Below are 23,865 nucleotides of genomic sequence, written 5' to 3'. Positions count from 1 at the left end.
AATATTTTCTAGCGATGAATAATATAAGGAAACTGGGAGTTTATAATGGCAAAAGTTGCATTTATCGGTTTAGGTGTCATGGGATATCCAATGGCGGGTTATCTGAAGTCAAAAGGTGAACATGAAGTAACGGTTTATAACCGAACCACCGCGAAAGCACAGAAATGGGCGGAGGAGTTTGGAGGCAATTTTGCTGAGACACCTCGGAAAGCAGCAGCAGGGGCCGATTTTGTATTCTGCTGTGTAGGTAATGATGATGATTTACGTGGTGTGGTCCTAGGAGAGGATGGTGCATTTGCAGAAATGTCATCAGGATCAATCTTTATCGATAATACAACAACAAGTGCAGAGGTAGCACGCGAGCTCTATGCAATTGGTAAAGAAAAAGGGATTTCCTTTATCGACGCACCTGTATCTGGCGGTCAAGCAGGTGCTGAAAATGGTGTACTAACCGTTATGTGCGGTGGTGACGAAGATGCATATACCAAGGCAGAACCACAAATTATGGCATTCGCGCGCGCATGTCGTCGTATGGGTGATATCGGTGCTGGACAAACTACTAAAATGGTTAATCAGATTTGTATTGCAGGCCTTCTTCAAGGTTTAGCTGAAGGTATGAATTTTGGATCAAAAGCTGGTCTGGACATGGATGCTGTTATCGATGTGATTTCAAAAGGAGCTGCTGGATCTTGGCAAATGGAAAACCGTGGTTCCACCATGTGTAAAGGTGAGTTTGATTTTGGTTTTGCCATTGATTGGATGCGTAAGGATCTAGGTATTTGTTTGGAAGAAGCTAAAAATAATGGCGCAAGATTACCAGTAACTGCTATGATTGATCAGTTTTACGCGCAAGTTCAAGCACGTGGCGGTGGTCGTTGGGATACGTCTAGCTTGATGCATTTACTTGCTAACGATTAAGATTAAGGAAATAGGGTGAGTATTAAATCTCTTCAGGAAATCGCACAAATCGTTAGCGACAAGGTGATTAATATTGGATTGATTGATGATCGCCCGGAAAAAGCTTTGGAAACCTTGTGTGATAGTCTTGTCACACTTGGTTTTCCTCTTATGCGAGGGCATATCGCAACAAGTTGGTTAAACCCTGTCTCTCAGTCGACTAGTGTGACTTGGCTTAATGGAAGTGGAATTACGGATCGTGATCGTCATGCCCATGGTGCTGAGAAGTTAGATGATTGGCAACGAAGCCCTTTAAAGTTCTTGCTGGATGAGGAACTCTACGAAAAGAGATTCCCGATCAACGAAGAAAATGTAACAAAATTCCCTCTTCTTGAGAATTTTCAAACCGCAGGCGCTACAGAATATGTAGCTTTTGTTGTGCCATATTCCGATTCTCCTGATGCAATAAAAGACCTTACAGGCGTCATAACTTCCTTTGTAACGGATCAAGAGGGCGGCTTTACTGAAGGGCAAGTTGAAATCTTACGACGTGTCATCCCAAGGTTTGCGCTTGCCTTTAAGTCAGCTATTCGTCATGAAACTTCTAGCAATATCATGACGGCCTATCTCGGTGAAAATGCAGCTGACCAAGTATTATCTGGAAGCATTAAACGTGGAGATGGTCAACATATCAATGCTGTCCTTTGGTATTCTGATATGCGTAATTCCAGCCGACTGGCTAGTGAATTAAAGCAAGAGGATTTTTTGTCGCTCTTGAATAGTTATTTTGAATGCACTGCAGGTAGCGTTTTAGACCATGGCGGCGAGGTCCTAAGATTTGTTGGTGATGCAGTTTTAGCGATTTTCCCCATAGAAGGACGCACAGGCGAAGCAAGGGCATGTCGTATGGCAATGTCTGCAGCGAAATCTGCTTTCGAAAATATGCGTCTATTTAATGAAAATACCGATAACATTACGGAATTTGATTTCGGACTAGGGCTTCATATTGGCGATGTCTTATATGGAAATATCGGCGTACCAGAACGGTTGGAATTTTCCGTGATCGGTCGTGCCGCAAATGAAGTTGCACGCATGGAAAATCATACAAAAGAAGCTGATTCTAGTGTCATTGTATCTTCTTTATTTCAAGACCATGCAAAAAACGAAGATTGGACTGATCTAGGTTTGGTAGAGTTTAGAGGAGTAGGGCGCTCCTTGCACGTCTACTCCCTCGATTTTTAAGGTAACGAAATTTTAGGCAGCACGGACTTTTTGTTTTACTGAAAAGTCAATATATTCAGCCACGCGATCACAATGGTCGTTTAAATTCCCGTATTTTTTAATCAATCCTTTTAAAGGTCCCTTAAAGTCATCAATCCGCATATTAACAATTGTCGCGTAAATACATAGGTCGATCTCCGTGAAATCATTCCCGCAAAAAAAGCGTTTATTGCCCAAATAGTCGGAAATTGCTTTTACATCTTTTTCAGCGAAATAATAAATTTCTTCGCGCGAATGACGTCCTAACCCATGATGGTAAAGCGTAGAAACAACAGATTTTCTCGCCATATTTGGTATAATGGTTTTCATGATTGAAGGCATATTGCCAAAGAAAATTTCTTTCGTTAGCGGCCAGTTTTCATCTTCAATCCAACGATTGAATACAATACACCAATATAGATGTTCCTCTATAAGAGTTTGAAATGCTTTTGCCACGGCTTCTTCTTCTTTTGTCATTTCTCGGCCAACGTGAATATCGAACTTATTTTTAAGATATTCGATGATAAGTGTTGAATCCCCGATTTGATCTTCATTATGACCAATAAAAGGAGCTTTGTTTTTGGGCCCTTTTCTTGGGTCGAATACATGTTCAACCTTATATTCCAAACCGGAAAGTTTTAACCAAGCCTCTGTTTTCAAACAAAATGCACTTAAATTCCCGACGCCAAGAGCTGGGGGATACTGATACAAAGTAATCATTGTAAATTCCTTAAATATATTCATTTGCAACCGAATTCACTTGTATCTCATCGCTACTGACAGCATTATGTCAGGAGAATAAATTTAGAACAAAAGAGTTAAATATCATGCGACGTGCGGATCGATTATTTGAAATTATTCAAATTTTAAGAAGTAAGAATAACGTCATCACAGCCCAAGATTTGGCTGAAGAATTAGAGATATCTGTGCGGACGGTTTATCGTGATATTGCAACGTTACAAGGTCAAAAGATTCCAATTGAGGGGGAAGCAGGTGTTGGATATATTTTACGTGAGGGATATGATTTACCACCTCTGATGTTTAATATCGAAGAGTTGGAAGCCTTGCAGTTAGGTGCGCGGATTGTCGAAACATGGGGTGATCCGACGATCGCAAAAGCTGCAACCAATGTACTTTCCAAAACATCTGCTGTTCTGCCAGCTGAATTAAAGAAGCATCTAAATAACTATGTAGTTGCGGCACCTTACACAAGTCGTCCCGTACCGATTGATGTAGATCTCGCTAAAATCAGACAATGGATCAGAGAGAAACGTCGATTGGAATTCTCTTATTCGACGGAGGAAGGAAAACCCAGTACTCGCGTGATCTGGCCTCTATCATTGGCTTTTTACGGCCCCGTCTGGAATATCGTCGGTTGGTGTGAGTTACGAGAGAGTTTCCGCGCTTTTAGACCAGATCGCATGTCCGAAGTTGTCTTTCATGAAATACATTACCCTGACCAACCGGGGCGTCGATTAAGTGATTATGCGAAATTAATGAAAGAGGAATGCGCTCATAAAATTGAAACTAGCGATGCAACAGAGCAGGGTGGTGAAATTATATTTTACCCTAAACTCGCTTCTTAACCACCTGCCATCTGGCTTCCATATTTTCGAGACTTTGAGCACTTAACTCCTTACCTTCATCCTTAAAACTAGATTCCATAGCTTTGAAACGGCTCGTAAATTTGTTATTGGCTTTTTTCAACGTGACTTCAGGATCAAGCTTAAAATGACGTGCCAAGTTAGCCATGCAGAAAAGCAAATCACCTAATTCATCTTCGATACGTTCAATTGGCGCCTGTTGATCTATTTCCGTCTCTAACTCATTAATCTCTTCGCGAATTTTATCAAAAACATCTTTATAAGAGGGCCAATCAAAATTAACCCGGGCTGCACGTTTTGTTAGCTTCTCAGCCCGTAAAAGTGCAGGTAGAGATAATGCCACACCATCCAAAGCTGATTCATTCTGCCCTTTTTCTTTCCTTTCTGCTGCTTTTGTATCTTCCCAACTTTGTTTAACAGCGTCAGGTGTATCGGCATCATGGTCTCCAAAGACATGTGGATGACGACGTAGCATTTTTTCAGAAATACTTTGAGCGACGTCATCAAAAGTAAACATATCTTCTTCTTCTGCCATCCGCGAATGAAAAACAACTTGGAACAAAAGATCACCAAGTTCATCTTTTAAATCACTCATATCATTACGTTCAATAGCGTCTGCTACTTCGTAAGCTTCTTCAATGGTATAAGGAGCAATGGTTGAGAAATTCTGCTCTAAATCCCAAGGACAACCAGTCTTTGGCGTACGTAACGCGGCCATAATTTCAAGAAGTTTATCTATGTTTTTATCAGACATTTTTATTGAACCAGAAATATTTAGGAATTTTGTAAAGCACGGCCTATCAGTGCTTTTTATCAAAATAGGTGATTCTGCTCTAGAAGTGAGAAGGAAAAACGCTCGAGTTAAAAATATGCAAATACAATATCAGGAAAAATACGTTCTATTAATCGGCCTTATATAAGTTCACCCAATTTACATCGTGCGAATTTATTATTATAATTCAATAGTTTCAGTAATTACATAATCTAAGTGAGGCTCAATGGTAATTGTCGCCTGCATCGTCATGTTATCTATTTTCAATTCGGCTTTAATTGCTCTGTAATCTAGCTTCGCAGAATTTATCCAATCAATGATTTGCATGGGGATTGGTGGATTATGGTTTACAGGATTCATTTTATACCAGCTCTCATAAAGGCACCATATTGCATATAATTTGGTCTTATCTGCTGGCAAGGATAATTTATTATCTTCAGCGGTTATGGCTTCGACAATTTGATGGATATCACGTGACTTAGCCATAAATTCTACATCCACCCCGATAAGAGATACTGACGCGAGATTTACAGCAACCAGTTCGTGACTATGACTGACATTGACATAGGGGGTTGTATCAAGTTTGGGATGGGAAAGTTGTGGTGGAAGGTTTTTTCGCGCCATTATTTGCCAATCTGCGGCGTTAGTGTCAGGTTTAAAGCGAATCGCGAGTTTTCGAATTAAACAGCGCCCTAATAAACTTTGTTGGCGTCGTTCTGCTCTTTGGAACTTCCTTGCATATTCATAATCAGCCTCTTGCGCATATTGTTGAATAACAGTATTCGTATCAGGCCTATTCATAAATTGCTTTTCAAAGAAATACATTGATTACGCCTGCTGTAGAGTAACGGATTGAGAATTCGGGTTTCTACAAAATTTCATTGCCACTTCCTTTACTAACATGGTATGCGAAATCTGATTTTTACATAATAAATTGGGGGATATAAAATGAAATTCTTTACTCGAATAACAACGATGTTAATGGTAGCTCTTTTTGTCGTTGCTTGTGTAAAACCTATATATAATGTTCATAATCATCCCATTAGCTCAGAAGCGCAGAAAAACCTCAGTCTGGATGAAATTGGTAATGTCATACTGAAATCAGCGTTAGATCGCGGTTGGGAGGTCAATCGCGTTTCAGATAATGAAATTACAGTTAGATACGCACGACGAGACTTTGTAGCATCAGCAAAGGTTAACTTCAGCATAACAGATTATTCTATTCAGTATGATAGTAGTTCTAACCTCAATTATAAAAATGGCCAAATTCATCGCAATTATAATAACTGGATTATAAATCTTGAAAATGATATTGCCCGCAATTTGGATAAATTAGCATATAATCTAGATTAGTTTTTGTCTCTTTGTATTTATTTAGGGGTGCAGTGTGACTGATTTCAGTATCTCAATTTTAGACTGGTCTGCTTGGGCTCCAGGCTTTGAGAAAGATAGTGACTGGACGAATTTTGACACTGCTTCTCTTGAAGGTAAATATATACCTGAAGTTAAAGAGTTACCGATGATACAGCGCCGACGATTAAATCGTTTAGGACGCATGGCTATGCGTGTAGCAAAAGATGTTGAACCTCATAAAAATCATCAAGACAGTGAACAATGTATTATTTTGAATGAAAATACTCATTTGGTTTTTTCATCACGTTATGGGGATATTTGTAACACTCTAAAACTTTTGACTAACTTATCTATTGATGGCGATGTTTCTCCCACAAATTTCAGTTTTTCGGTACATAATGCATTAGCGGGTTTTTATTCCATTAATACTAAGAATATTTTACCTCATACAGCTGTATCTGCAGGTGAGAATAGTTTTGAACATGCAATGCTGGAGGCTATGTCTTTAATTTTGGAAGATTCAAAGCGTGATGTTTTACTAGTACATTATGATGAACCCTTGCCGGAATTCTATAGTAAATTCCAAGATGAAACAGTTAAACCTCTTGCATTAGCGGTGCGCCTCGCTGCCAAAAATACTATTGGTCAATCAATAAATGTATTAAAGCAAACACAAGACGTAGAAGCAAAAGAGGATAACCTTCTATCTTTTGTGAAATTTCTATCTGGCATTCAGGAAACATGGAAATGGTCCATCGGCTCACAACACTGGACCTTAAAAAAGCCTCATGAATAAGATGAATTACTATTGGCGCGTCTTCGCAACAGGGACTTGCTTTTTAATCTTTTTTTTAGGTGGACTGGTAATATCATTAATTTGCTTTCCACTTATCGTGTTGTTTACTCTGAATAAGGATTTGAAAGAGAAAAGGGTACAATTTGTTATCCATTTTCTATTCCGAAGATTCGTCGCTTTATTAAGTTTTGCCGGATTATTTAACTTCTATCTGTCTGGCCATGATCAGTTAAGGCAAATGACTGGCAAGTTAATAATCGCTAATCATCCCACTTTGATCGATGTCGTCGTGCTGATGTCTATGATGTCGAAAGCGCAATGCGTCGTAAAACATGAATTATGGGATAGTAAATTTCTGGGCGGGGTTGTTAGAGCAGCCGGATATATTCGTAACGATGGGGATCCCGAAAAATTGATCACAGATTGTTCAGCTAAGTTGAACAAGGGTGAGAACGTGATTCTATTTCCCGAAGGAACAAGAACCAAACCCGGACAAGAAGTGAATTTTAAACGTGGCTTTGCAAATGTAGCTTTATCCGCAGGTTGTGATATCCAACTGGTGTCAATTACTTGTTCACCTATTACTTTGTCGAAAGGTGACAAATGGTATCAAGTCCCATATAGAAAAGCAGATTTTACAGTCGAGGTTGAAAACAAACTGGACATTGCCCGATATATGCGGCAAGAACCCAAAAGCGTTGCAGTTCGCCAACTCACGCGCGATTTGGAGAATTATTATAAAGGGAAGTCTGCATAATGGACGAACTTATCTTAGAGCTAAAAGAATTGATTATTTCATCTCTGGATTTAGAAGATATTTCTGCAAATGAAATAGAAACTGATGAAGCCCTATTTGTAGATGGATTAGGATTGGATTCCATTGATGCATTGGAATTAGGAATGGCAGTGCAAAAAACATATGGCGTAAAAATTGACGCCCAAGATAAAGATGTGAAAAGTCATTTTGCCTCAGTGCGCGCGTTGGCTGAATTTGTGACATCCAAACGTGAAGGTTAGGCTTGATGACACGTGAAGATATCATTCTAAAACTTCAAAGCTATTTGGAAGAGTTGTTTGAAGTGGACCCTGCTGATGCTACGCTAGACGCAAGTCTTTATGAAGACCTTGATATGGATAGTATCGATGCTGTGGATCTAGTTATCAAATTACAAGAATTAACTGGTAAAAAGATTGCACCTGAAGACTTCAAAAGTGTTCGTACCGTTGGTGATGTTGTTGATCAAGTGGAAGCTTTGGTCTCTCAATAATGATGTCTCAAAACGTGCCAAAATTTGTTGGTGGTTTTTCAAGGTGGCTTAAAGCTGTTCTATTCATATTTGGGCTAGCTTATCCATTTCTTATATATTTTGGACTAGATTATTTTTCACCTCTTGTGATTGGTATTTCTTTTATTCTGATACTATCGTTAAGGATGCTTATATTAAAGCGCCGTCAGAATTTAGAATTAGTGGCGATAGCATTTGCTCTTTCATCGGTCATAATTTTATTGCCAATTAATGATCATCTGGCGATCAAGGTATATCCAGTGGCCATTAGTTTGGCATTTGGTTCTGTTTTTTTATGGTCACTATTTCATCCGCCAAGTATTATCGAACGTTTGGCACGCCTTCGTGAACCAAATCTACCTCAACAAGCGGTTACATATACCCGCAATGTCACAAAAATATGGGTTGGATTTTTTCTTTTCAATACGATTATTTCAGGATGGACTGTACTAAACGAAGATATGGAAATTTGGACTTTATATAATGGTTTCTTATCATATTTGATCATTGGATGCCTATTTTTAGGTGAATTTATTATCAGATCTTATTTAAAAAAACGCTATAAGTTGGAGAAATAAATGTTTTCAACCATTACTGACTTGGTAAAGCATCTATTCTCTTCTGAAGATCTTACATCGAATGAAAAACATATTCCCGTCTCGTTCTTAGATGGAAAAATTCTTACTTTGTCAGACTTACGTGATGATGTTCGAAGGCTCTTTGATGATATTCAAGATTGGCCGAATGGTCCCGTGGCAATTAGCCACCATGAAAGTTACAATTTTGCGGTAACTTTATTGGCACTGTTAAATACGTCTAGAGATATTGCGTTTCCACAGAATGATAAAAACGATACTTTGTCTGAATTATCGGAGAAGGGATTTCATGTATTTGTAAATGGTGAACTTATAATAACAACTACACCGCTCGGTAACTGTGATGCTAACTGTCAAAATTTAATTTTCTTTACCTCTGGCTCTACAGGGCAACCTAAAGAAATACGCAAAGATATCTGTCACTTAGAACAAGAAGTTCTATGCCTTGAAAGACAATGGGGTGAGGGGATAGAGAACACAATCACTCTATCTACCGTATCCCACCAGCATATTTACGGTATGTTGTTTAAGATTATTTGGCCATTATCTGTTGGCCGCCCATTTTTATCTAAAAACATTGATTATTGGGAAGATTTGAAAGCACTTTGTGCTACAGATTTTTTATCACAATTTGAATATAATTTGATTTCAAGTCCGGCACATTTAACGCGATACCCCGATCAATTTTTATTAGATGTATCAGAAAAACCAGTGAAAGTTTTCTCTTCCGCAGGGCCTTTATCTTTTGAAGCAGCACAAAAGACAAAACAATGCCTGAATACTCTGCCATATGAAATTTTAGGAAGTACAGAAACGGGGGGGATGGCCTGGAGACGTCAATATCAACAACCTGAATACTGGAAAGCCTTCGATGTCGTTAAATTATCTGTATCAACAAGGAATACATTGGCTGTAGTTTCCCCCTTTATCGGGGAAAATAAAAATTTTGAAACCAATGATTTAGTTGAATTTCATGGATATAAAAAATTTCTACTAAAAGGACGTATTGATCGCATTGTTAAGGTTGAAGGAAAACGAGTTTCGTTACCTGATCTGGAATTTTTTCTGAAAGCGCATGATTGGGTTGAAGATGCTGCAGTTCTAATCTTAAATGATGAAAGAAAATCTGTATCCGCTGTTTTAACTTTATCTCAAGCTGGACGAAGCCTCTTAAAGGAAATTGGTAAGTTTCGAATGGGGCGAAAACTTCGTGAAGAAATGAGCAGTAAATTTGACTTAGTAACGATCCCACGCCGATGGCGATTTGTTGATAATATCCCTCAAAATGCTCAAGGAAAGAGAGTATTTACTGAATTAAACGCACTGTTTGATTGATAATTTTTCTATCTGAATTTATACAGATGCTTGAATTGGGGAATAAAATAGAGGCAGCCATGACTACCTGGCAAACTGCAGAGATAAATCCGATTATTTTGAAGGAAAATATATCCATAGATAATGTGTGTTTACAGATGAAGGCATCGTCAGATTTGTTTCAGTTTCAGGGACATTTTCCTGAAAAATCGATCTTTCCGGGAGTTGGACAATTGGATTGGGCTGTAAAATTTGGCCAAAAATACTTTAAGCATAACCGTGCTGTCATCGGTGTTAATCAACTAAAATTCAAAAAATTTATTGAACCTGATTTACAGTTCGCAATGAGCCTTATTTATCTTAGAGATAAAAATCAAATTACGTTCAAATACGGACTTATCGAAGAAGGTTTACAAGATTGCTTTTCATCAGGGGTTCTAAAGCTTTCTGATGACTGATATGAATATTTTCAACCCCTGTATACTCGTACCAAGTTACAATCATTCCAAGGTAATTGAACAGGTTGTATCTGACCTTGGTGAATCGGGACTTCCTGTTTTTGTTATAGATGATGGCAGTGATGAACCCCACGCTGGTGTTATCGCAAAACTCCATGCCCCAGATAATAATGTATACTGTTTTCGCTTAACAAAAAATGCCGGTAAAGGCGCAGCCGTTTGCAAGGGCTTTCATGAGGCTTTTCAGCAAGGGTATACCCATGCAGTACAAGTGGATGCCGATGGACAACATGACCTGGACGCCATTCAACTTTTAATCAATACCGCAAAAGCCAATCCTAAAGCAGTTGTCAGTGGTAATCCCGTTTATGACGACAGTATGCCAATGTCACGTAAAATTGGCCGTTGGATCACTCATATTTGGGTCTGGATTGAAACATTGTCTTTTGAAATCCGCGATAGTATGTGTGGATTTCGTGTCTATCCCATTCAGAGCTGTATTAAATTGATTGAAACTAGACGTATCGGACTTCGAATGAATTTTGACCCAGAGATTATGGTGCGCCTTTATTGGCGTGGCGTTCCTGTTCGAATGGTACCAGTAAAAGTTATATATCCTGAGGGGAACACATCAAATTTTAAGGTTTGGCGGGATAATTGGCAAATCAGCAAAATGCATACAAAATTATTTTTTGGGATGTTGTTTCGTTTTCCTATTTTAATTGCTCGTAAGTTCAAATAGTGGCGGATGAGATGTTTAAAAAAAAAGCTGAACATTGGGCAACAATAGAAGAACGCGGGGCTTATTGGGGGTTACGAATTGTAGGCTTCATATTTAAACTGCTTGGAACACACCTATGTTTTATTGTTATGCAGCCAGTTTTGTTTTATTTCTTCCTTACTGGGAAAGTGCAACGCCAAGCTTCAATAGATTACCTCAATCGATTAAACACTTTTTGTAAATTAGAAAAAAAAATAAGATGGTGGCACGCCTATCAACATTTTTGCAGTTTTGCATATATGTTTTTGGACAAGATCGCAGCTTGGACAAATCGAATCTCTATTGATCAAATAATCTTTCCTGATAACACCGATATGGAAGACATTATTCGTGAGGGGAAAGGGGTTGTCGTTTTAGCTTCTCATTTTGGAAATATCGAAGTTAGTAGGGCGTTAGCACAAACAAAACATAAAGTTCCTATTACAGTCTTTGCTCATACAAAAAATGCCATTAAGTTCAATAAGTTGTTAACTTCTTATAATCCTGAAGCAGCTATTGATATGGTCGAAGTTAATGATTTAGGGCCAGGAACAGCGATAGATATGCAAGAACGCCTTGAACAAGGGCATTGGATTGTGATTGCCGCTGACCGCGTGCCCGTTGAGGGGGAGAAACGGGTGGTGAATATTCCTTTTCTTGGAAATGAGGCTCCATTCCCTGAAGGTGGTATTATACTTGCCGCATTACTAAAAGCTCCTGTCTATATGATGATGTGTGTCCGTGAAAAAGATCGTAAATTCAAATTGGTCTTTGAAAAACTAGACAATCAACTCATTCTACCGCGTAAGTCCAGACAAGAAGCCATTATCACTTATTTGCGGAAATATGCAGAACTTCATGAGAGATACTGCTTGAAATACCCGTACCAATGGTACAACTTTTTTGACTTTTGGAAGAAGACAAAATAAGACAAAAAATGTTAGATAACATAGAATTGAATATTAAAATGAATAACTTGTCTCCTGTCACATTTGGTGACCATGAACTTTCGATCGAAGATATATATAATATCGCTACACAAAAGGTTCACTGCCAGTTATCGACTGCACCTGATTTCCTCGCACGTATAAAAAAAGGCACAGATTTTCTTGATGACTTGTTAGAAAAAGACGGTGTTATTTATGGTGTGACTACAGGATACGGAGATTCCTGCACACGTGCCGTTGCGGTAAAAAACGCATATGAATTACCAATACATCTATCCCGTTTTCATGGTTGTGGTTTGGGGAAAAACCTAGAGCCAGAACAAGTAAGAGCGGTTTTAGCTGTAAGATTGGCCTCTTTATGCAGAGGCGTTTCAGGCGTTAGTTTGGAATTGATGCAACTGCTTGTAGACATGCTGGAAAATAATATCCTACCAATTATACCCGAAGAAGGTTCCGTAGGCGCAAGCGGTGATTTAACACCTCTATCTTATGTAGCAGCTGCATTAATTGGTGAACGTGAGGTCCTATATAAGGGTAAACAACGCCCGACAATGGAAGTATATGAGGAAGTTGGATTAAAACCAATTTTGATGAGGCCAAAAGAGGCATTAGCCATTATGAATGGTACGGCGGTTATGACTGGCCTTGCAGTTTTTGCATATATGCGAGCTGATTATACCTCTCAAATGTCATCACGCCTAACCGCTATGACATCACTGGCTATGCAAGGTAACCCTGCACATTTTGATGAAAAATTATTCAAGGCAAAACCTCATCCCGGCCAAGAGCTCATTGCCAAACGCATTAGAGAAGATCTTGGGAGCACCTTGAATATAGCGCCTGTTGAACGATTGCAGGATCGATATTCCATACGTTGTGCCCCCCATGTCATTGGCGTGTTACAGGATATGTTACCAAGCTTTCGCCAGCTAATTGAGACAGAGCTAAATAGCGCAAATGACAATCCATTGATTGATCCGGAAGAAGAACGTGTGTTACATGGCGGTCATTTCTATGGTGGCCATATCGCCTTTGCTATGGATGGTATGAAAAATCTGGTCGCAAATATTGCCGATTTAATTGATCGACAGTTAGCATCATTAGTAGATGTGAAATTTAATAATGGATTACCTTCCAATCTAACTGGTGCTACTGGTGATAGAGAGCAACTCAACCACGGGCTAAAAGCAGTTCAAATTGGGGTGTCGGCCTGGGCTGCAGAAGCGTTAAAAAATACAATGCCAGCCAGTGTATTTTCACGCTCTACTGAATGTCATAACCAAGATAAGGTAAGTATGGGTACTATCGCTGCACGTGATTGCTTACGCGTTTTAGATTTGACTGACCAGGTTATCGCAGGACATCTGATTGCAACATGTCAGGCATTACGTTTACGCCGTCGTGCAGGAGAACTAGAGTTTGAGAATTTGACTAATTCTGTTCGGGATTTTGAAGAAAAATTGAAACTTGATATCCACTATATCGACGAGGATGAGCCATTAGAATCTGTGTTACGCTTATTATTGGAAAAGTTACGCGTCCAATATTGGAACCTGTATAGCTAGAGTGGTCGACGTAAGGTTATGTTATCAGCTTCAACAATCATAAAGATAGAATTCTATCACCTGGATCCAATGAATATTGTTTGGCACGGGAATTATCCAAGATTTTTCGAGCAAGCAAGATGTGTGATGTTGGATAAAATTGGCTATAACTACCCAGAAATGAAAGAGTCTGGTTATGCATGGCCTATTGTTGATATGCGGATAAAGTATATTAAGCCTCTTAGATTTGGGCAGGAAATTGAAGTTACTGCATCATTAATTGAGTTCGAAAATAGGATGAAAATCAATTATTTGATCACGGATAGAGTTACAGGTGAAAAAATAACAAAAGGTACGACGATACAAGTGGCTGTCTCAACTGACACCGAAGAAATGCAGTTTGTATCTCCTGATATATTTATTAATAAGGTGAAGGACTTGTAATGAGAATCTTCATCGTCTTAATAATTACTATCTTTTCTTTCAGTCTTAAGGCTCAATCAGGGGAAATTGTCGAACCTGTGATCCTTCTGGAAGGGCAGGGATTAAAAGCCAATTTCGCCCAAAACCGCTATTTAGTCGGATTTGATGGGAAAATTAACTCCTCTGGGATTTTATATCTGTTTGAAGATCAGCGGTTGATTTGGGATGTAACAGAGCCTTTTGCCAGTCGTATGATTTTAGAAAAAAATCATGTAACGCAAATCGTCGACGGTGTTGAGACGTTAAATATTCCAATCCAAAATTTTCCTGCATTGCGTAACATGCAAAAAGTGGTTGCAGCATCGCTGGAAGGTGACTGGACCATACTGAGCAATATGTTTGGGAAGAAACCAATCTTGGAGAGTGGCGGTTGGAGCTTAAACCTTCAAAAAGACGAATTGCCGTCAAACTTTCCGTTCACGTCCATTGATATTCAAGGCGGAGAGTTTGTAGAAATAATCACAATGCTAAGAGCAAGTGGTGATCAAGAAGAAATCATTATGTTTGATCATGAGATTTATAGCGAAGAAATCTTGAAAAAAATGATCGGCCAAAATAATGAATAAATTCGGGCTTGGAATATGGTTATTGTTTTTTCTAACATCCTTAGGAGTGGTTGGATGGAATTTAACGACATCATTTCCAATTGATACCAACATTTTGGCATTATTTCCGAAAGACGATACAAATACTAAGATAAACTGGCTTCAAAAAGCGAAGTCTAAATTTGATCAAAATGCTGCTGATAAAATCATTGTGGTTTTAACGCATCCCGATGAAAATGTGGTTTTTAATGCTGCTGGAAATCTTAAAGCAAAGATGTCAGAACAAGTACTGCTTGATGACATTGTAAGTTTTAATCCAGAAACTGAAATAAATGAAAACTTCCCAGACCTCATTCATCCGTATCGTGCCGGTCTTTTATCTGATTATGATAGGCAGCTACTACGGGATGGCGAAACAGAAATCATAACTAAACAAGCCATAGTACAGATTTTATCACCTTTTGGATTAAGCAACGCAAATGACCTTAAAACCGACCCATTTAGGTTATTATCTAGATATCTCACAGATAAATTACGGCCCGCAAACAGTTTCAGTTTCAAGAATGGCCTCCTACACCGACAAGAGCAGGACACGCATTATGTTCTGTTAACGTGGAAATTGAATGGAAGTGCGTATAGCAATAAAACTCAACAAGTAATTATCCCATTTGTTGAAACATCTATAAATCAATTACATACAGAATTTGAGGAGCTTAAAACCTATAAAACTGGCGCAGTATTTTATGCAGGATATGCCATGGAAAAGGCACAAAATGAAGCTGCCCTTATTGGTACGATCTCCGTTATAGCCATTATCATTATGATGTTGGTCGTATTTAAGCATATACAGCCCATTTACTTAGCTCTTCTATCCATAATTGTTGGGATTGTTTCTGGGTTTGCAGTGACGATATTAGTCTTTGATAAAATTTATATTTTTACCATCGTATTTGGCGCAGCTATTACAGGAATAGCGGTAGATTATGCGATGCATTACTGCTGCACACGATTTTCTAATAAAATTGGTCCCGACCGTATCAATTTAGTTCGTCGTGGCTTGTTTTTAGGTGCGGTTAGTTCCATTATTGGCTTTAGTATTTTACTTTGGCCGCCTTTCCCTGGATTACAACAAATAGGATTATTTTCTGCCGTTGGATTACTTATGGCATGCCTGACTGTTATTTTTGTTTTCCCATATTTGGATAATACAAAAACCTTAAAATTTCCAATTTGGCTACGAAGTATAACAAAAGCCATAAATTATTTTTGGTACATGCGTACGCTAAAAACAGGACGTTTAGCCCTGTATGTAATGACATTTGCTTTCGTTATGTGGGGGGCACTTACATTTCAAGTTAATGATAATTTAAGAGAGTTGGAAGATGTTTCAGAAGCGCTAAAACAAGAAGAAATGGTTATACGTAATTTAGATGGACTGGAGCTGGACACACAATTTTTCGTCGTGGTTGGAAACACAGTAGAAGACGTTTTACAAAAAGAAGAAAAGCTTCGTGGTTTGCTTAACGATCTGATTCAAATGGACGTGTTAACATCATATCAAATGCTAAGTGATATACTTCCATCAATAAAACGCCAAAAAGAAAATAGGATATTAGTAAGAGATCAACTGTTAGAAAATGAGCTGGGTAATATTCAGGCCGTATTAGGTTATTCTGGTAAAATTGATTACAACATAGATAACGAAACCTATTTGACGATTGATCAACTTCCAGCGATCGGTATTGAGAATTTCAATTTACCTGTTGATCAGGGAGTTGCACATTTGGTGCGTTTACAGAACCTCTCTAATCTTTCAGCCATGTCTCATATTGCATCAAAAATCAATGGCGTAAGTTTTATCGATCCTAGTGCCGAAATCAGTAACGTACTTTCAAAATATAGAATACAAGTCGTATATTTAATTATTTTTGCTACGTTGTTCGTATATGTCTTCTTAAGCTTTATATACAATTATAAAGTTGCGTTCTTCACGCTCTTACCATCTGTTCTTGCAGTATTTTTAACACCTCTATTACTATCAGTCATTGGCGAAATATTTACCTTTTTCAATGCGATGGCGCTAATTTTAGTTTTTGCACTAGGTGTAGATTATGCAATCTTTTGTGCTGAGACCGATGAACAACATTATCTGGAAAGTTTAGCTGCAAATTGGTTATCTGCGTTGTCATCCGTTTTTGCTTTTGGCTTGCTGGCTCTTAGTCAACAATACGCTGTGCATGCATTTGGCATAACAATACTGGTTGGAGTTTCCTTAGCATTCTTTATGTCACCTCTAGCTCGGAAAAAGAGGGATGCCAAACATGGCTGATTATATCAAAAAATTTATAGAAACCGTTGTGATTGGTGCTGGCCCCTCAGGTAGTTTAGCCGCACGTTTATTACAACAACAAGGCTTGGAAGTAGAAGTTTTTGAAAAACAGCATTTTCCGCGCTTCGTTATTGGCGAAAGTCTATTGCCACAATCTATGCAATATCTTGAACGCGGACACCTTCTACAATCAGTAGTGGAAGCAGGCTTTCAACATAAAAACGGGGCAAATTTTTACTTTCCTGATTGTAATAGCTCTATCGATTTTCGGAAAAAATTCGAAGAGGGATGGGGAACGACTTATCAGGTACAACGTGAGAAGTTTGATAAAATTCTTGCTGATGAAGTAGTAAAGGGTGGTGTCCCAATTCACTATGGGCATAGTGTAGATTCTGTGAAAGAAACAGAAGAAGGTATGGTATTGTTTATTTCAAATGAAACTGGGGAGAAATTTGAAATAGAAACCAAGTATGTCTTAGATGCTAGCGGGTATGGTCGTGTTTTACCTCGATTATTAAATTTGGAACAACCTTCTGACTTCCCGATGCGCCATGCTTTTTTCACACATGTTAAGGACAATCTTGAAAGTAAAGATTTTGATCGTAATAAAATCCTTATCACTGTAAGCCCGGAAGATCATAATACTTGGTATTGGCTTATTCCTTTCTCAAATGGAACTTCTTCATTAGGTGTTATTCTGCCGCCAGAAAGAACTAAACGAGATATTAGCCACTCTGTACAACTATGGTCAGCAGTCAAGGAGGCACCCAAACTACACACACTTGTTGAAGATGCAGAAGAACTTAGAATGCCAGGTGAAATAGCCGGATATTCTTGTGCGGTAAAGCATCTAGCAACCGATCGTTATGCATTATTAGGTAACGCAGGTGAGTTCCTTGATCCTGTTTTTTCATCTGGCGTAACAATTGCTCTTAAATCTGCTGATTTAGCTGCTCCATTAGTCAAAAAACAAATATCTGGTGAAAAAGTAGATTGGACAAAGGAATACGCAGCACCTTTGAAAAATGGCGTAGATTGTTTTAAAGCGTTCGTAACTGCCTGGTATGATGGACGATTGCAAAAAATCATCAAATATCCACCACAAGATGACAATCAAATCAAACGTATGATTGTATCAATTCTTGGTGGATATGCGTGGAATGAAGATAATCCATTTGTGAGACAACCAACTAAATACCTAGATATGGTGGCGGAACAATGCGCTCCATATTAATCCTTATCTGCCTGATCAGCTTTTCTGCTTGCAGTGGTTTTCAACCAAATACGACTTTACCTGATCGATCAAATTTAACTTATTGGTCTAACGAAGACGAAAAGATAAATGTTGTTCAACAGATCACTGGTAACTGGAAAGGTCAACATTTTTTATTGCAAGTTTATCTGACGATAACTTTGGAAAAAATGGATGTGATTATTTTGGATAGTTTAGGGCGCCGTGGCATGACAGCTAGTTGGAATAATGATGGGATGACGACCTGGAAAGCTGCATGGATGCCAGATTATTTTAACCCTCAATATATGATGTGGGATATCGCTACCGCATTTTGGCCAAAAGAACTTTTAGAAGAAGATCTGGATAATATCTGGCAAATTAAAGATACAGGCAATTTACGTGAAGTTTTTTACGATGGAGATAAAGTAAGTTCTGTGATTTATAAAAATGTCGAAGATAGTATTTGGACGAGTATAGTCATACTTCAAGATCATTCTTTTAACTATGAACTGAATATCAAATCACGTGAGGTTTCACAGTGAAAAGTAAATATTTTCTGAATGCTATGGGAATTGTTAATCCTTTGGGCGTAGGTAAAAATGAAGTTGCACAAAATTTACTAGATGGCTCATGTGAAGGCATGATGAAAAGCCCTGATTTCCTTGCTAATCAAGACACCATTGTTGGGAAAGTAAATTGTGATTTACCTGTCACACCATTACATTTGAAACAGCATGATAGTCGTAATAATAGATTAATTTTGAAGGCATTACTTGAAATTGATCACGATATTCAATATGCAATTTCAAAATACGGAAAAAAACGTATTGCTGTTGTCATGGGAACAAGCACTACAGGCATTTCTGACAACGAAATTGGTATTGTTCACAAATTGAAGAATGGTCATTTCCCTGAAGAATTTGAGTTCGCACGACAAGAAACCTCTTCAATTTCAGAATTTGTTGCTGGTTATTATGGTCTTGAAGGACCATGCGTCACGATTTCTACGGCATGTACATCAAGTGCAAAAACACTATCTGCTGCACGGCGCTATATTGAGACAGGTTTTTGCGATGCTGCCATTGTGGGGGGCGCAGATACATTATGTCGCCTAACACTGAATGGTTTCAATGCATTAGATTCTTTATCAATTGGAAAATGTGCACCATTTGGTGTAGACCGTGATGGCATCAATATAGGCGAGGGGGCCGTCGCTTTTTTGATGACTAAAGAAAAAAGTGCTGTTGAGTTATTAGGTATTGGTGAAACATCAGATGCATACCATATTTCAGCACCCGCCCCTGAAGGAGTAGGTGCAAAGAACGCTATGAAAAAAGCCCTGAATGACGCGTGTCTTACTCAAGAAGATATTGGTTATGTAAACTTGCATGGAACCGCTACTCCCTTAAACGATGCTATGGAAAGTTCTGCAGTATATGACGTGTTTGGAGCGAATGTGCCCTGTAGTTCGACGAAAACCATGACCGGACATATGCTTGGTGCGGCTGGCGGAAACGAGATAGGTTTTTTATGGCTAATTTTGCAAGACAGTTATAGCAATGGCCTGTTACCTCCACAGCTTTGGCAAACGGAACGAGACACAGATTTAAAGCCAATCTGTTTTGTCGACTTTAAACAGCAACGTGATAGAAACAAACGGGCAATGATGAGCAATTCTTTTGCTTTTGGAGGGAATAATATCAGCGTGATACTGGGAGTACATAATGCTGAAAAACTGTAAATTCAGCGTGGACGAACTCATTGCGCATGAAGCACCGATGATCCTGATTGATCAGGTGTTAGGATTTAATGAAACGCAAGTTAAATGTCAGGTTGTTATTACCGAAGAAACACCATTCATGACAAATAATGTGGTGCCTTCTTATGTTTCCATAGAGTATATGGCTCAATCGATAGCCTGTCATAGCGGCATATTAGCATTAAATAGCGGTCGAAAGATTGATATTGGTTTCCTTTTAGGGACAAGACGCCTCATACTTTCAAAAAACGAATTCGTGATTGGAGATGTTCTTGTTGTAGACGCTGAGAACCTTTATAAGGACGGCGAAATGGCTGCATTTGAATGCAAGATTTCTCTTCGTGAAGAAATTGTAGCTACTGCAAATCTAAATGTATATCAACCGCGTGAATTCCAAGCAGAAAGCTAAGCGAGTGTAATGTAAAATGATAACAAAAACCATTCTTGTAACAGGGGCAAGCAAAGGGATCGGTCGTGCGATCGCTATTAAACTCGCAGAAGACGGCTTTCGTATCATTGTACATTATGGCGGTGATAAACAAGGCGCTGAAGAAACCCTAAACGCCGTAAAAGATAAGGGCAGCGACGGAGCTATTCTACAGTTTGATATTTCAGACCGGGAAGATTGTCGTAAAAAGCTGGAACACGCTATTGAAGAGGAGGGGGCTTTATATGGTGTTGTTCTGAATGCAGGTATTACAAAGGATACAGCTTTTCCTGCTATGACAGATATCGAATGGGACAATGTTCTACGCACGAATTTAGATGGTTTTTATAATGTCTTACATCCGGTGACGATGCCGATGGTGTCGGCACGAAATGGCGGTCGGATTGTGGTAATGTCTTCTGTATCCGGCGAGATGGGAAATAGGGGCCAAGTTAATTATTCTGCTACAAAAGCAGGGTTGATCGGGGCGGCCAAATCCTTGGCAGTAGAGCTGGCGAAACGAAAAATCACCGTAAACTGTGTTGCGCCCGGGTTAATTGATACAAAAATGTTGGATAATTTGCCGATCGATGAAATCAAAAAATCTATCCCGCTTCAACGTGTAGGAAAGCCTGAAGAAGTTGCTGCCGCAGTATCTTTTCTATGTTCTGACGACGCTTCTTATATTACGCGTCAGGTTCTGTCTGTGAACGGGGGCATGTATTAAATTATGCGTCGTGTTGTCGTCACAGGAATAAGCGGTATTTCTGCGCTTGGGCAGGAATGGACCGATATAAAATCTGCCATGATCGCTGGAAAAACCGGTGTAAGGCATATGAAAGAATGGGATTTTTACAAAGATCTCAATACGCGTCTTGCTGCACCTATTGAAGGTTTCGATGTAGATCAAGAATATCCACGTAAAAAATTAAGAAGCATGGGGCCCGTCGCAAAGATGTCCGTACATGCGACAAATTTAGCCCTGAAAGATGCGGGTATTGAATTAAATGATCCCATCTTTCAATCAGGCCGAATGGGAGTCGCTTATGGTTCTTCCTTTGGCAGTACGAATCCTATGGTTGCTTTTGGGGAATTTATCTTTGACGGGACGATGAAAAACCTTACAGCAACAAGCTATATCCGTATGATGAGTCACACAAGTGCGGTGAATATAAGTACTTTCTTTGGTATTACTGGTCGCGTAATTCCGACATCGACAGCCTGTACATCTGGCAGCATGGGGATTGGATATGCATATGAAGCGATCAAATATGGTATGCAAGATGTGATGGTAGCTGGAGGCGCAGAAGAGCTTTGTCCCTCTATGGCAGCGGTATTCGATTCTCTTTATGCAACCAGTACAAAAAACGAAACTCCTAAAATTACACCGCGCCCATTTGATAAAAAGCGCGACGGTTTGGTGATTGGAGAAGGGGCTGCAACCTTAATACTGGAAGATTATGAATTTGCCAAAGCACGCGGCGCTCATATCATCGCCGAAATTGTTGGCTTTGGTACGAATTCAGATGGAAATCATATTACCCAACCAACCAAAGAGACTATGGAACAAGCTCTACATTTGGCCTTAGACGATGCTAATTTATCACCGAATGATATCGGTTTTGTTAGCGGCCATGGCACCGCAACAGAACATGGTGATATAGCAGAATCTCATGCAACATATTCGATTTTTGGGAATCGCGTTCCGTATCATACGTTAAAATGTTATTTTGGTCATAGCCTAGGCGCATGCGGTGCAATGGAAGCATGGCTGGGATTAAAGATGCTGCATGATAAGTGGTTCGCAGAACTTATAAATCTGGATGAACTAGATGAAAATTGTGCTGATCTAGATTACTTAAAAGGTTCAGCCCGTGAAATTGATACGGAAATATTAATGAGTAACAATTTCGCCTTTGGTGGCATCAATACATCTCTGATCTTTAAACGAATATAAAATCTAGTTTTCTTTGATAAAGCTATGAAATTAAATCAAGTGTTTCTTATCATATAGTGAAGTGCTGTCGAATTGGATCAAATTTCCATTTAATTGAATTTCAGTGTCCCAAAACTGTCCCAATGATCGTTTTAAGTATTCCACTTACAGGCTGCTACGATAATTGAATAGTATAATTTGTAATTGCCATTTGACGAACATTTGTTAGCTTGGTTTTTTAGTTGTTTGGGGGACAGTATGGCGAAGTATAAAGTCTTTTTATCGGATTTCGAGAAATCTGCATTGGCGGACATACAAAAGATATTTTTACAATCTGATTATCACAAAAAATGGAGCCAGAATGATTTTATTCGTTTGGTACTTCCTCCTGTGCGTTTGAACCAGTGTAGGATTTTTCGTGAAGAAGGTGAGCCAGTTGCGTTTCTGAGTTGGGCGTGGATGAATAAAGCTTCCGAAAAGAGATATCTTAGTCTTAATGATAAATTACAACCAAAGGATTGGAAAAGCGGTAAGAATCTTTGGTTGATTGATGTTATTTGTTTGAATGGACAGTTAAAGAAAATTGCTAATCAAATGAGCAAAGATGACTTTAAATTTATATCAATGGCGAAAGCTGCGAGGTTTGGAGGAAAAGATAATATGACTAGAATACATCTTATTAGAAATCCAAACTTCAAGCACACTAGTTTATAATAGAGTTCGAAGAAAATGTTCTTTCAAAAAAAGAGTTCTCTAGTTCTATCGTTATTTTTTTTATTAGCATTTTTTCTTGTTTTTACAATTGTACTCGTGGGATCGAGAGAGAAGGTATCCTATTCCCAGTCAGAGGTTACTGAATATTTCGTAAAGTTGATTGAAAGATCAGATAATGGAAAAATTATAAAATGGCGTAACTCAACAATAAAGGTTTGGCCATTTGTTTCATCTGAACCGAATCAGTTGATCGAGCAGAAAATTTATAACGAATTTATGAATGTATATGATGAGTTTTCTATTAGGCATCATAATAATTCGGAAATGCTAAAAGTTTTTGAAACAGACGAAATTTTAAAAAAACAAGAGCTGGTTGATAAAATTAATGTATTCATAAAGATATCAGAAAGCGACGATAAAATCGCAGAGTTCAAACGAGAGAATTATGATAAGATCTGCGGCACGAATAGTTACCCAGAATATGAGGCAATTTGTGTTGAGGATGACGATTTGACTGGATTTCTAATCCATGAGGATGGGGAAATAGAGCATGTAAGCCTTATCCTGAAAATTACATCTAATATGCAAGAAAATCGCGAAAAAATATTAAAAGGATTATTATTTAGCGTTGGTTTGCCAATTGAAATAATACCTGAAGCTAGGCATCAAGCTGAAATAGCATTTAAGCTTCATTTAGTGGAATTGTTATATCAAGATGCAATTTTGCCAAATATGAACGTGTCAGAGATTAAAGAAAAAATTCAAGAAATAGTTAATAAGTAAGCTAGCTTTCCTCAGTTTTTGAAGGATATGCGGGGAAGCAATTTTTACGTCAAATTACTTTGTTTGAT

28 protein-coding genes are annotated in these 23,865 nt (G+C 38.6%); 25 read left to right on the top strand and 3 right to left on the bottom strand.

Features of this window, described 5'->3' with window-relative positions; all coding sequences use genetic code 11:
• Positions 1 to 45: 45 nt before the first annotated feature.
• A complete protein-coding gene (locus ACOQOA_RS03130) occupies positions 46 to 918 on the top strand; it encodes an NAD(P)-dependent oxidoreductase (protein ID WP_420547197.1) in 873 nt (290 codons plus the stop codon).
• A 15-nt stretch (positions 919 to 933) separates the two neighbouring features.
• Positions 934 to 2,139 (top strand): adenylate/guanylate cyclase domain-containing protein, encoded by a 1,206-nt coding sequence (locus tag ACOQOA_RS03125; protein WP_420547196.1) that lies wholly within the window; start codon positions 934 to 936, stop codon positions 2,137 to 2,139.
• Positions 2,140 to 2,151: 12 nt separating this feature from the next.
• Here the strand turns inward: ACOQOA_RS03125 and ACOQOA_RS03120 are convergent, their stop codons facing one another.
• Positions 2,152 to 2,877: a glutathione S-transferase family protein gene (locus ACOQOA_RS03120; RefSeq protein ID WP_420547195.1), complete on the bottom strand. Its 726-nt coding sequence runs from the start codon at positions 2,875 to 2,877 to the stop codon at positions 2,152 to 2,154.
• Between the two features lie 107 nt (positions 2,878 to 2,984).
• Here ACOQOA_RS03120 and ACOQOA_RS03115 point away from each other — a divergent pair, with 107 nt between their 5' ends.
• Positions 2,985 to 3,743 (top strand): helix-turn-helix transcriptional regulator, encoded by a 759-nt coding sequence (locus ACOQOA_RS03115; protein ID WP_420547194.1) that lies wholly within the window; start codon positions 2,985 to 2,987, stop codon positions 3,741 to 3,743.
• Here the strand turns inward: ACOQOA_RS03115 and mazG are convergent.
• Positions 3,727 to 4,515 carry a nucleoside triphosphate pyrophosphohydrolase gene (gene mazG, locus ACOQOA_RS03110; RefSeq protein ID WP_420547193.1) on the bottom strand — a complete coding sequence of 263 codons (789 nt, stop codon included), beginning with the start codon at positions 4,513 to 4,515 and terminating at the stop codon, positions 3,727 to 3,729. The two genes, ACOQOA_RS03115 and mazG, sit on opposite strands and share 17 nt — an antisense overlap.
• Before the next feature lie 198 nt (positions 4,516 to 4,713).
• A complete protein-coding gene (locus ACOQOA_RS03105) occupies positions 4,714 to 5,358 on the bottom strand; it encodes a 4'-phosphopantetheinyl transferase family protein (RefSeq protein WP_420547192.1) in 645 nt (214 codons plus the stop codon).
• Positions 5,359 to 5,481: 123 nt separating this feature from the next.
• On the opposite strand from ACOQOA_RS03105, the gene ACOQOA_RS03100 reads away from it, so the two are divergent.
• From ACOQOA_RS03100 to ACOQOA_RS02995, 22 genes are all read left to right on the top strand, one after another.
• The gene (locus ACOQOA_RS03100; RefSeq protein WP_420547191.1) at positions 5,482 to 5,886 is read left to right on the top strand and encodes a hypothetical protein; all 405 of its coding nucleotides are present in this window, start codon (positions 5,482 to 5,484) and stop codon (positions 5,884 to 5,886) included.
• 34 nt (positions 5,887 to 5,920) lie between these two features.
• A complete protein-coding gene (locus ACOQOA_RS03095; RefSeq protein ID WP_420547190.1) occupies positions 5,921 to 6,682 on the top strand; it encodes a beta-ketoacyl synthase chain length factor in 762 nt (253 codons plus the stop codon).
• Positions 6,675 to 7,439 carry a lysophospholipid acyltransferase family protein gene (locus ACOQOA_RS03090; RefSeq protein ID WP_420547189.1) on the top strand — a complete coding sequence of 255 codons (765 nt, stop codon included), beginning with the start codon at positions 6,675 to 6,677 and terminating at the stop codon, positions 7,437 to 7,439. Before ACOQOA_RS03095 ends, ACOQOA_RS03090 begins: the two co-directional genes overlap by 8 nt.
• Positions 7,439 to 7,699: a phosphopantetheine-binding protein gene (locus ACOQOA_RS03085; protein ID WP_420547188.1), complete on the top strand. Its 261-nt coding sequence runs from the start codon at positions 7,439 to 7,441 to the stop codon at positions 7,697 to 7,699. The genes ACOQOA_RS03090 and ACOQOA_RS03085 overlap by 1 nt, the downstream gene beginning before the upstream one ends.
• Positions 7,700 to 7,704: 5 nt before the next feature.
• Complete coding sequence (locus ACOQOA_RS03080; protein WP_420547187.1) at positions 7,705 to 7,950, top strand: acyl carrier protein; 246 nt, start codon at positions 7,705 to 7,707, stop codon at positions 7,948 to 7,950.
• On the top strand, positions 7,950 to 8,546 hold the full coding sequence (locus ACOQOA_RS03075; protein ID WP_420547186.1) for a hypothetical protein: 597 nt from the start codon (positions 7,950 to 7,952) through the stop codon (positions 8,544 to 8,546). Before ACOQOA_RS03080 ends, ACOQOA_RS03075 begins: the two co-directional genes overlap by 1 nt.
• Positions 8,547 to 9,899, top strand: a complete 1,353-nt coding sequence (locus tag ACOQOA_RS03070; protein ID WP_420547185.1) for a hypothetical protein — start codon at positions 8,547 to 8,549, stop codon at positions 9,897 to 9,899.
• Positions 9,900 to 9,958: 59 nt separating this feature from the next.
• Positions 9,959 to 10,336: a hypothetical protein gene (locus tag ACOQOA_RS03065; RefSeq protein ID WP_420547184.1), complete on the top strand. Its 378-nt coding sequence runs from the start codon at positions 9,959 to 9,961 to the stop codon at positions 10,334 to 10,336.
• Entirely contained in the window at positions 10,329 to 11,078 is a 750-nt protein-coding gene (locus ACOQOA_RS03060; RefSeq protein ID WP_420547183.1) for a glycosyltransferase family 2 protein, read from the top strand. Before ACOQOA_RS03065 ends, ACOQOA_RS03060 begins: the two co-directional genes overlap by 8 nt.
• Positions 11,079 to 11,089: 11 nt before the next feature.
• On the top strand, positions 11,090 to 12,025 hold the full coding sequence (locus tag ACOQOA_RS03055; RefSeq protein ID WP_420547182.1) for a hypothetical protein: 936 nt from the start codon (positions 11,090 to 11,092) through the stop codon (positions 12,023 to 12,025).
• A gap of 38 nt (positions 12,026 to 12,063) precedes the next feature.
• A complete protein-coding gene (locus ACOQOA_RS03050; protein WP_420547181.1) occupies positions 12,064 to 13,608 on the top strand; it encodes an HAL/PAL/TAL family ammonia-lyase in 1,545 nt (514 codons plus the stop codon).
• An 18-nt stretch (positions 13,609 to 13,626) separates the two neighbouring features.
• Positions 13,627 to 14,031: an acyl-CoA thioesterase gene (locus ACOQOA_RS03045; protein WP_420547180.1), complete on the top strand. Its 405-nt coding sequence runs from the start codon at positions 13,627 to 13,629 to the stop codon at positions 14,029 to 14,031.
• Positions 14,031 to 14,636, top strand: coding sequence for a hypothetical protein (locus ACOQOA_RS03040; protein WP_420547179.1), 606 nt, complete (start codon positions 14,031 to 14,033; stop codon positions 14,634 to 14,636). The genes ACOQOA_RS03045 and ACOQOA_RS03040 overlap by 1 nt, the downstream gene beginning before the upstream one ends.
• Positions 14,629 to 16,944 carry an MMPL family transporter gene (locus tag ACOQOA_RS03035; protein ID WP_420547178.1) on the top strand — a complete coding sequence of 772 codons (2,316 nt, stop codon included), beginning with the start codon at positions 14,629 to 14,631 and terminating at the stop codon, positions 16,942 to 16,944. Before ACOQOA_RS03040 ends, ACOQOA_RS03035 begins: the two co-directional genes overlap by 8 nt.
• On the top strand, positions 16,937 to 18,178 hold the full coding sequence (locus tag ACOQOA_RS03030; protein WP_420547177.1) for an NAD(P)/FAD-dependent oxidoreductase: 1,242 nt from the start codon (positions 16,937 to 16,939) through the stop codon (positions 18,176 to 18,178). Before ACOQOA_RS03035 ends, ACOQOA_RS03030 begins: the two co-directional genes overlap by 8 nt.
• On the top strand, positions 18,163 to 18,720 hold the full coding sequence (locus tag ACOQOA_RS03025) for a DUF3261 domain-containing protein (protein WP_420547176.1): 558 nt from the start codon (positions 18,163 to 18,165) through the stop codon (positions 18,718 to 18,720). The genes ACOQOA_RS03030 and ACOQOA_RS03025 overlap by 16 nt, the downstream gene beginning before the upstream one ends.
• Positions 18,717 to 19,919 (top strand): beta-ketoacyl-[acyl-carrier-protein] synthase family protein, encoded by a 1,203-nt coding sequence (locus ACOQOA_RS03020; protein ID WP_420547175.1) that lies wholly within the window; start codon positions 18,717 to 18,719, stop codon positions 19,917 to 19,919. Before ACOQOA_RS03025 ends, ACOQOA_RS03020 begins: the two co-directional genes overlap by 4 nt.
• The gene (locus tag ACOQOA_RS03015) at positions 19,903 to 20,346 is read left to right on the top strand and encodes a hypothetical protein (RefSeq protein WP_420547174.1); all 444 of its coding nucleotides are present in this window, start codon (positions 19,903 to 19,905) and stop codon (positions 20,344 to 20,346) included. The genes ACOQOA_RS03020 and ACOQOA_RS03015 overlap by 17 nt, the downstream gene beginning before the upstream one ends.
• Positions 20,347 to 20,362: 16 nt before the next feature.
• Positions 20,363 to 21,091: a 3-oxoacyl-ACP reductase FabG gene (fabG, locus tag ACOQOA_RS03010; RefSeq protein WP_420547173.1), complete on the top strand. Its 729-nt coding sequence runs from the start codon at positions 20,363 to 20,365 to the stop codon at positions 21,089 to 21,091.
• Between the two features lie 3 nt (positions 21,092 to 21,094).
• Complete coding sequence (locus ACOQOA_RS03005; protein WP_420547172.1) at positions 21,095 to 22,321, top strand: beta-ketoacyl-ACP synthase; 1,227 nt, start codon at positions 21,095 to 21,097, stop codon at positions 22,319 to 22,321.
• Between the two features lie 237 nt (positions 22,322 to 22,558).
• A complete protein-coding gene (locus tag ACOQOA_RS03000) occupies positions 22,559 to 23,014 on the top strand; it encodes a toxin-activating lysine-acyltransferase (RefSeq protein ID WP_420547171.1) in 456 nt (151 codons plus the stop codon).
• A gap of 156 nt (positions 23,015 to 23,170) precedes the next feature.
• Entirely contained in the window at positions 23,171 to 23,797 is a 627-nt protein-coding gene (locus ACOQOA_RS02995) for a hypothetical protein (RefSeq protein WP_420547170.1), read from the top strand.
• Positions 23,798 to 23,865: the final 68 nt, after the last annotated feature.

Origin of the sequence: Curvivirga sp. (genome assembly GCF_965219885.1) — a bacterium.
Classification (GTDB): domain Bacteria; phylum Pseudomonadota; class Alphaproteobacteria; order UBA8366; family Aestuariispiraceae; genus Curvivirga.
The sequence above is the reverse complement of the archived record's forward strand: the minus strand, read 5'-3'. Positions and strand labels throughout refer to the sequence as shown.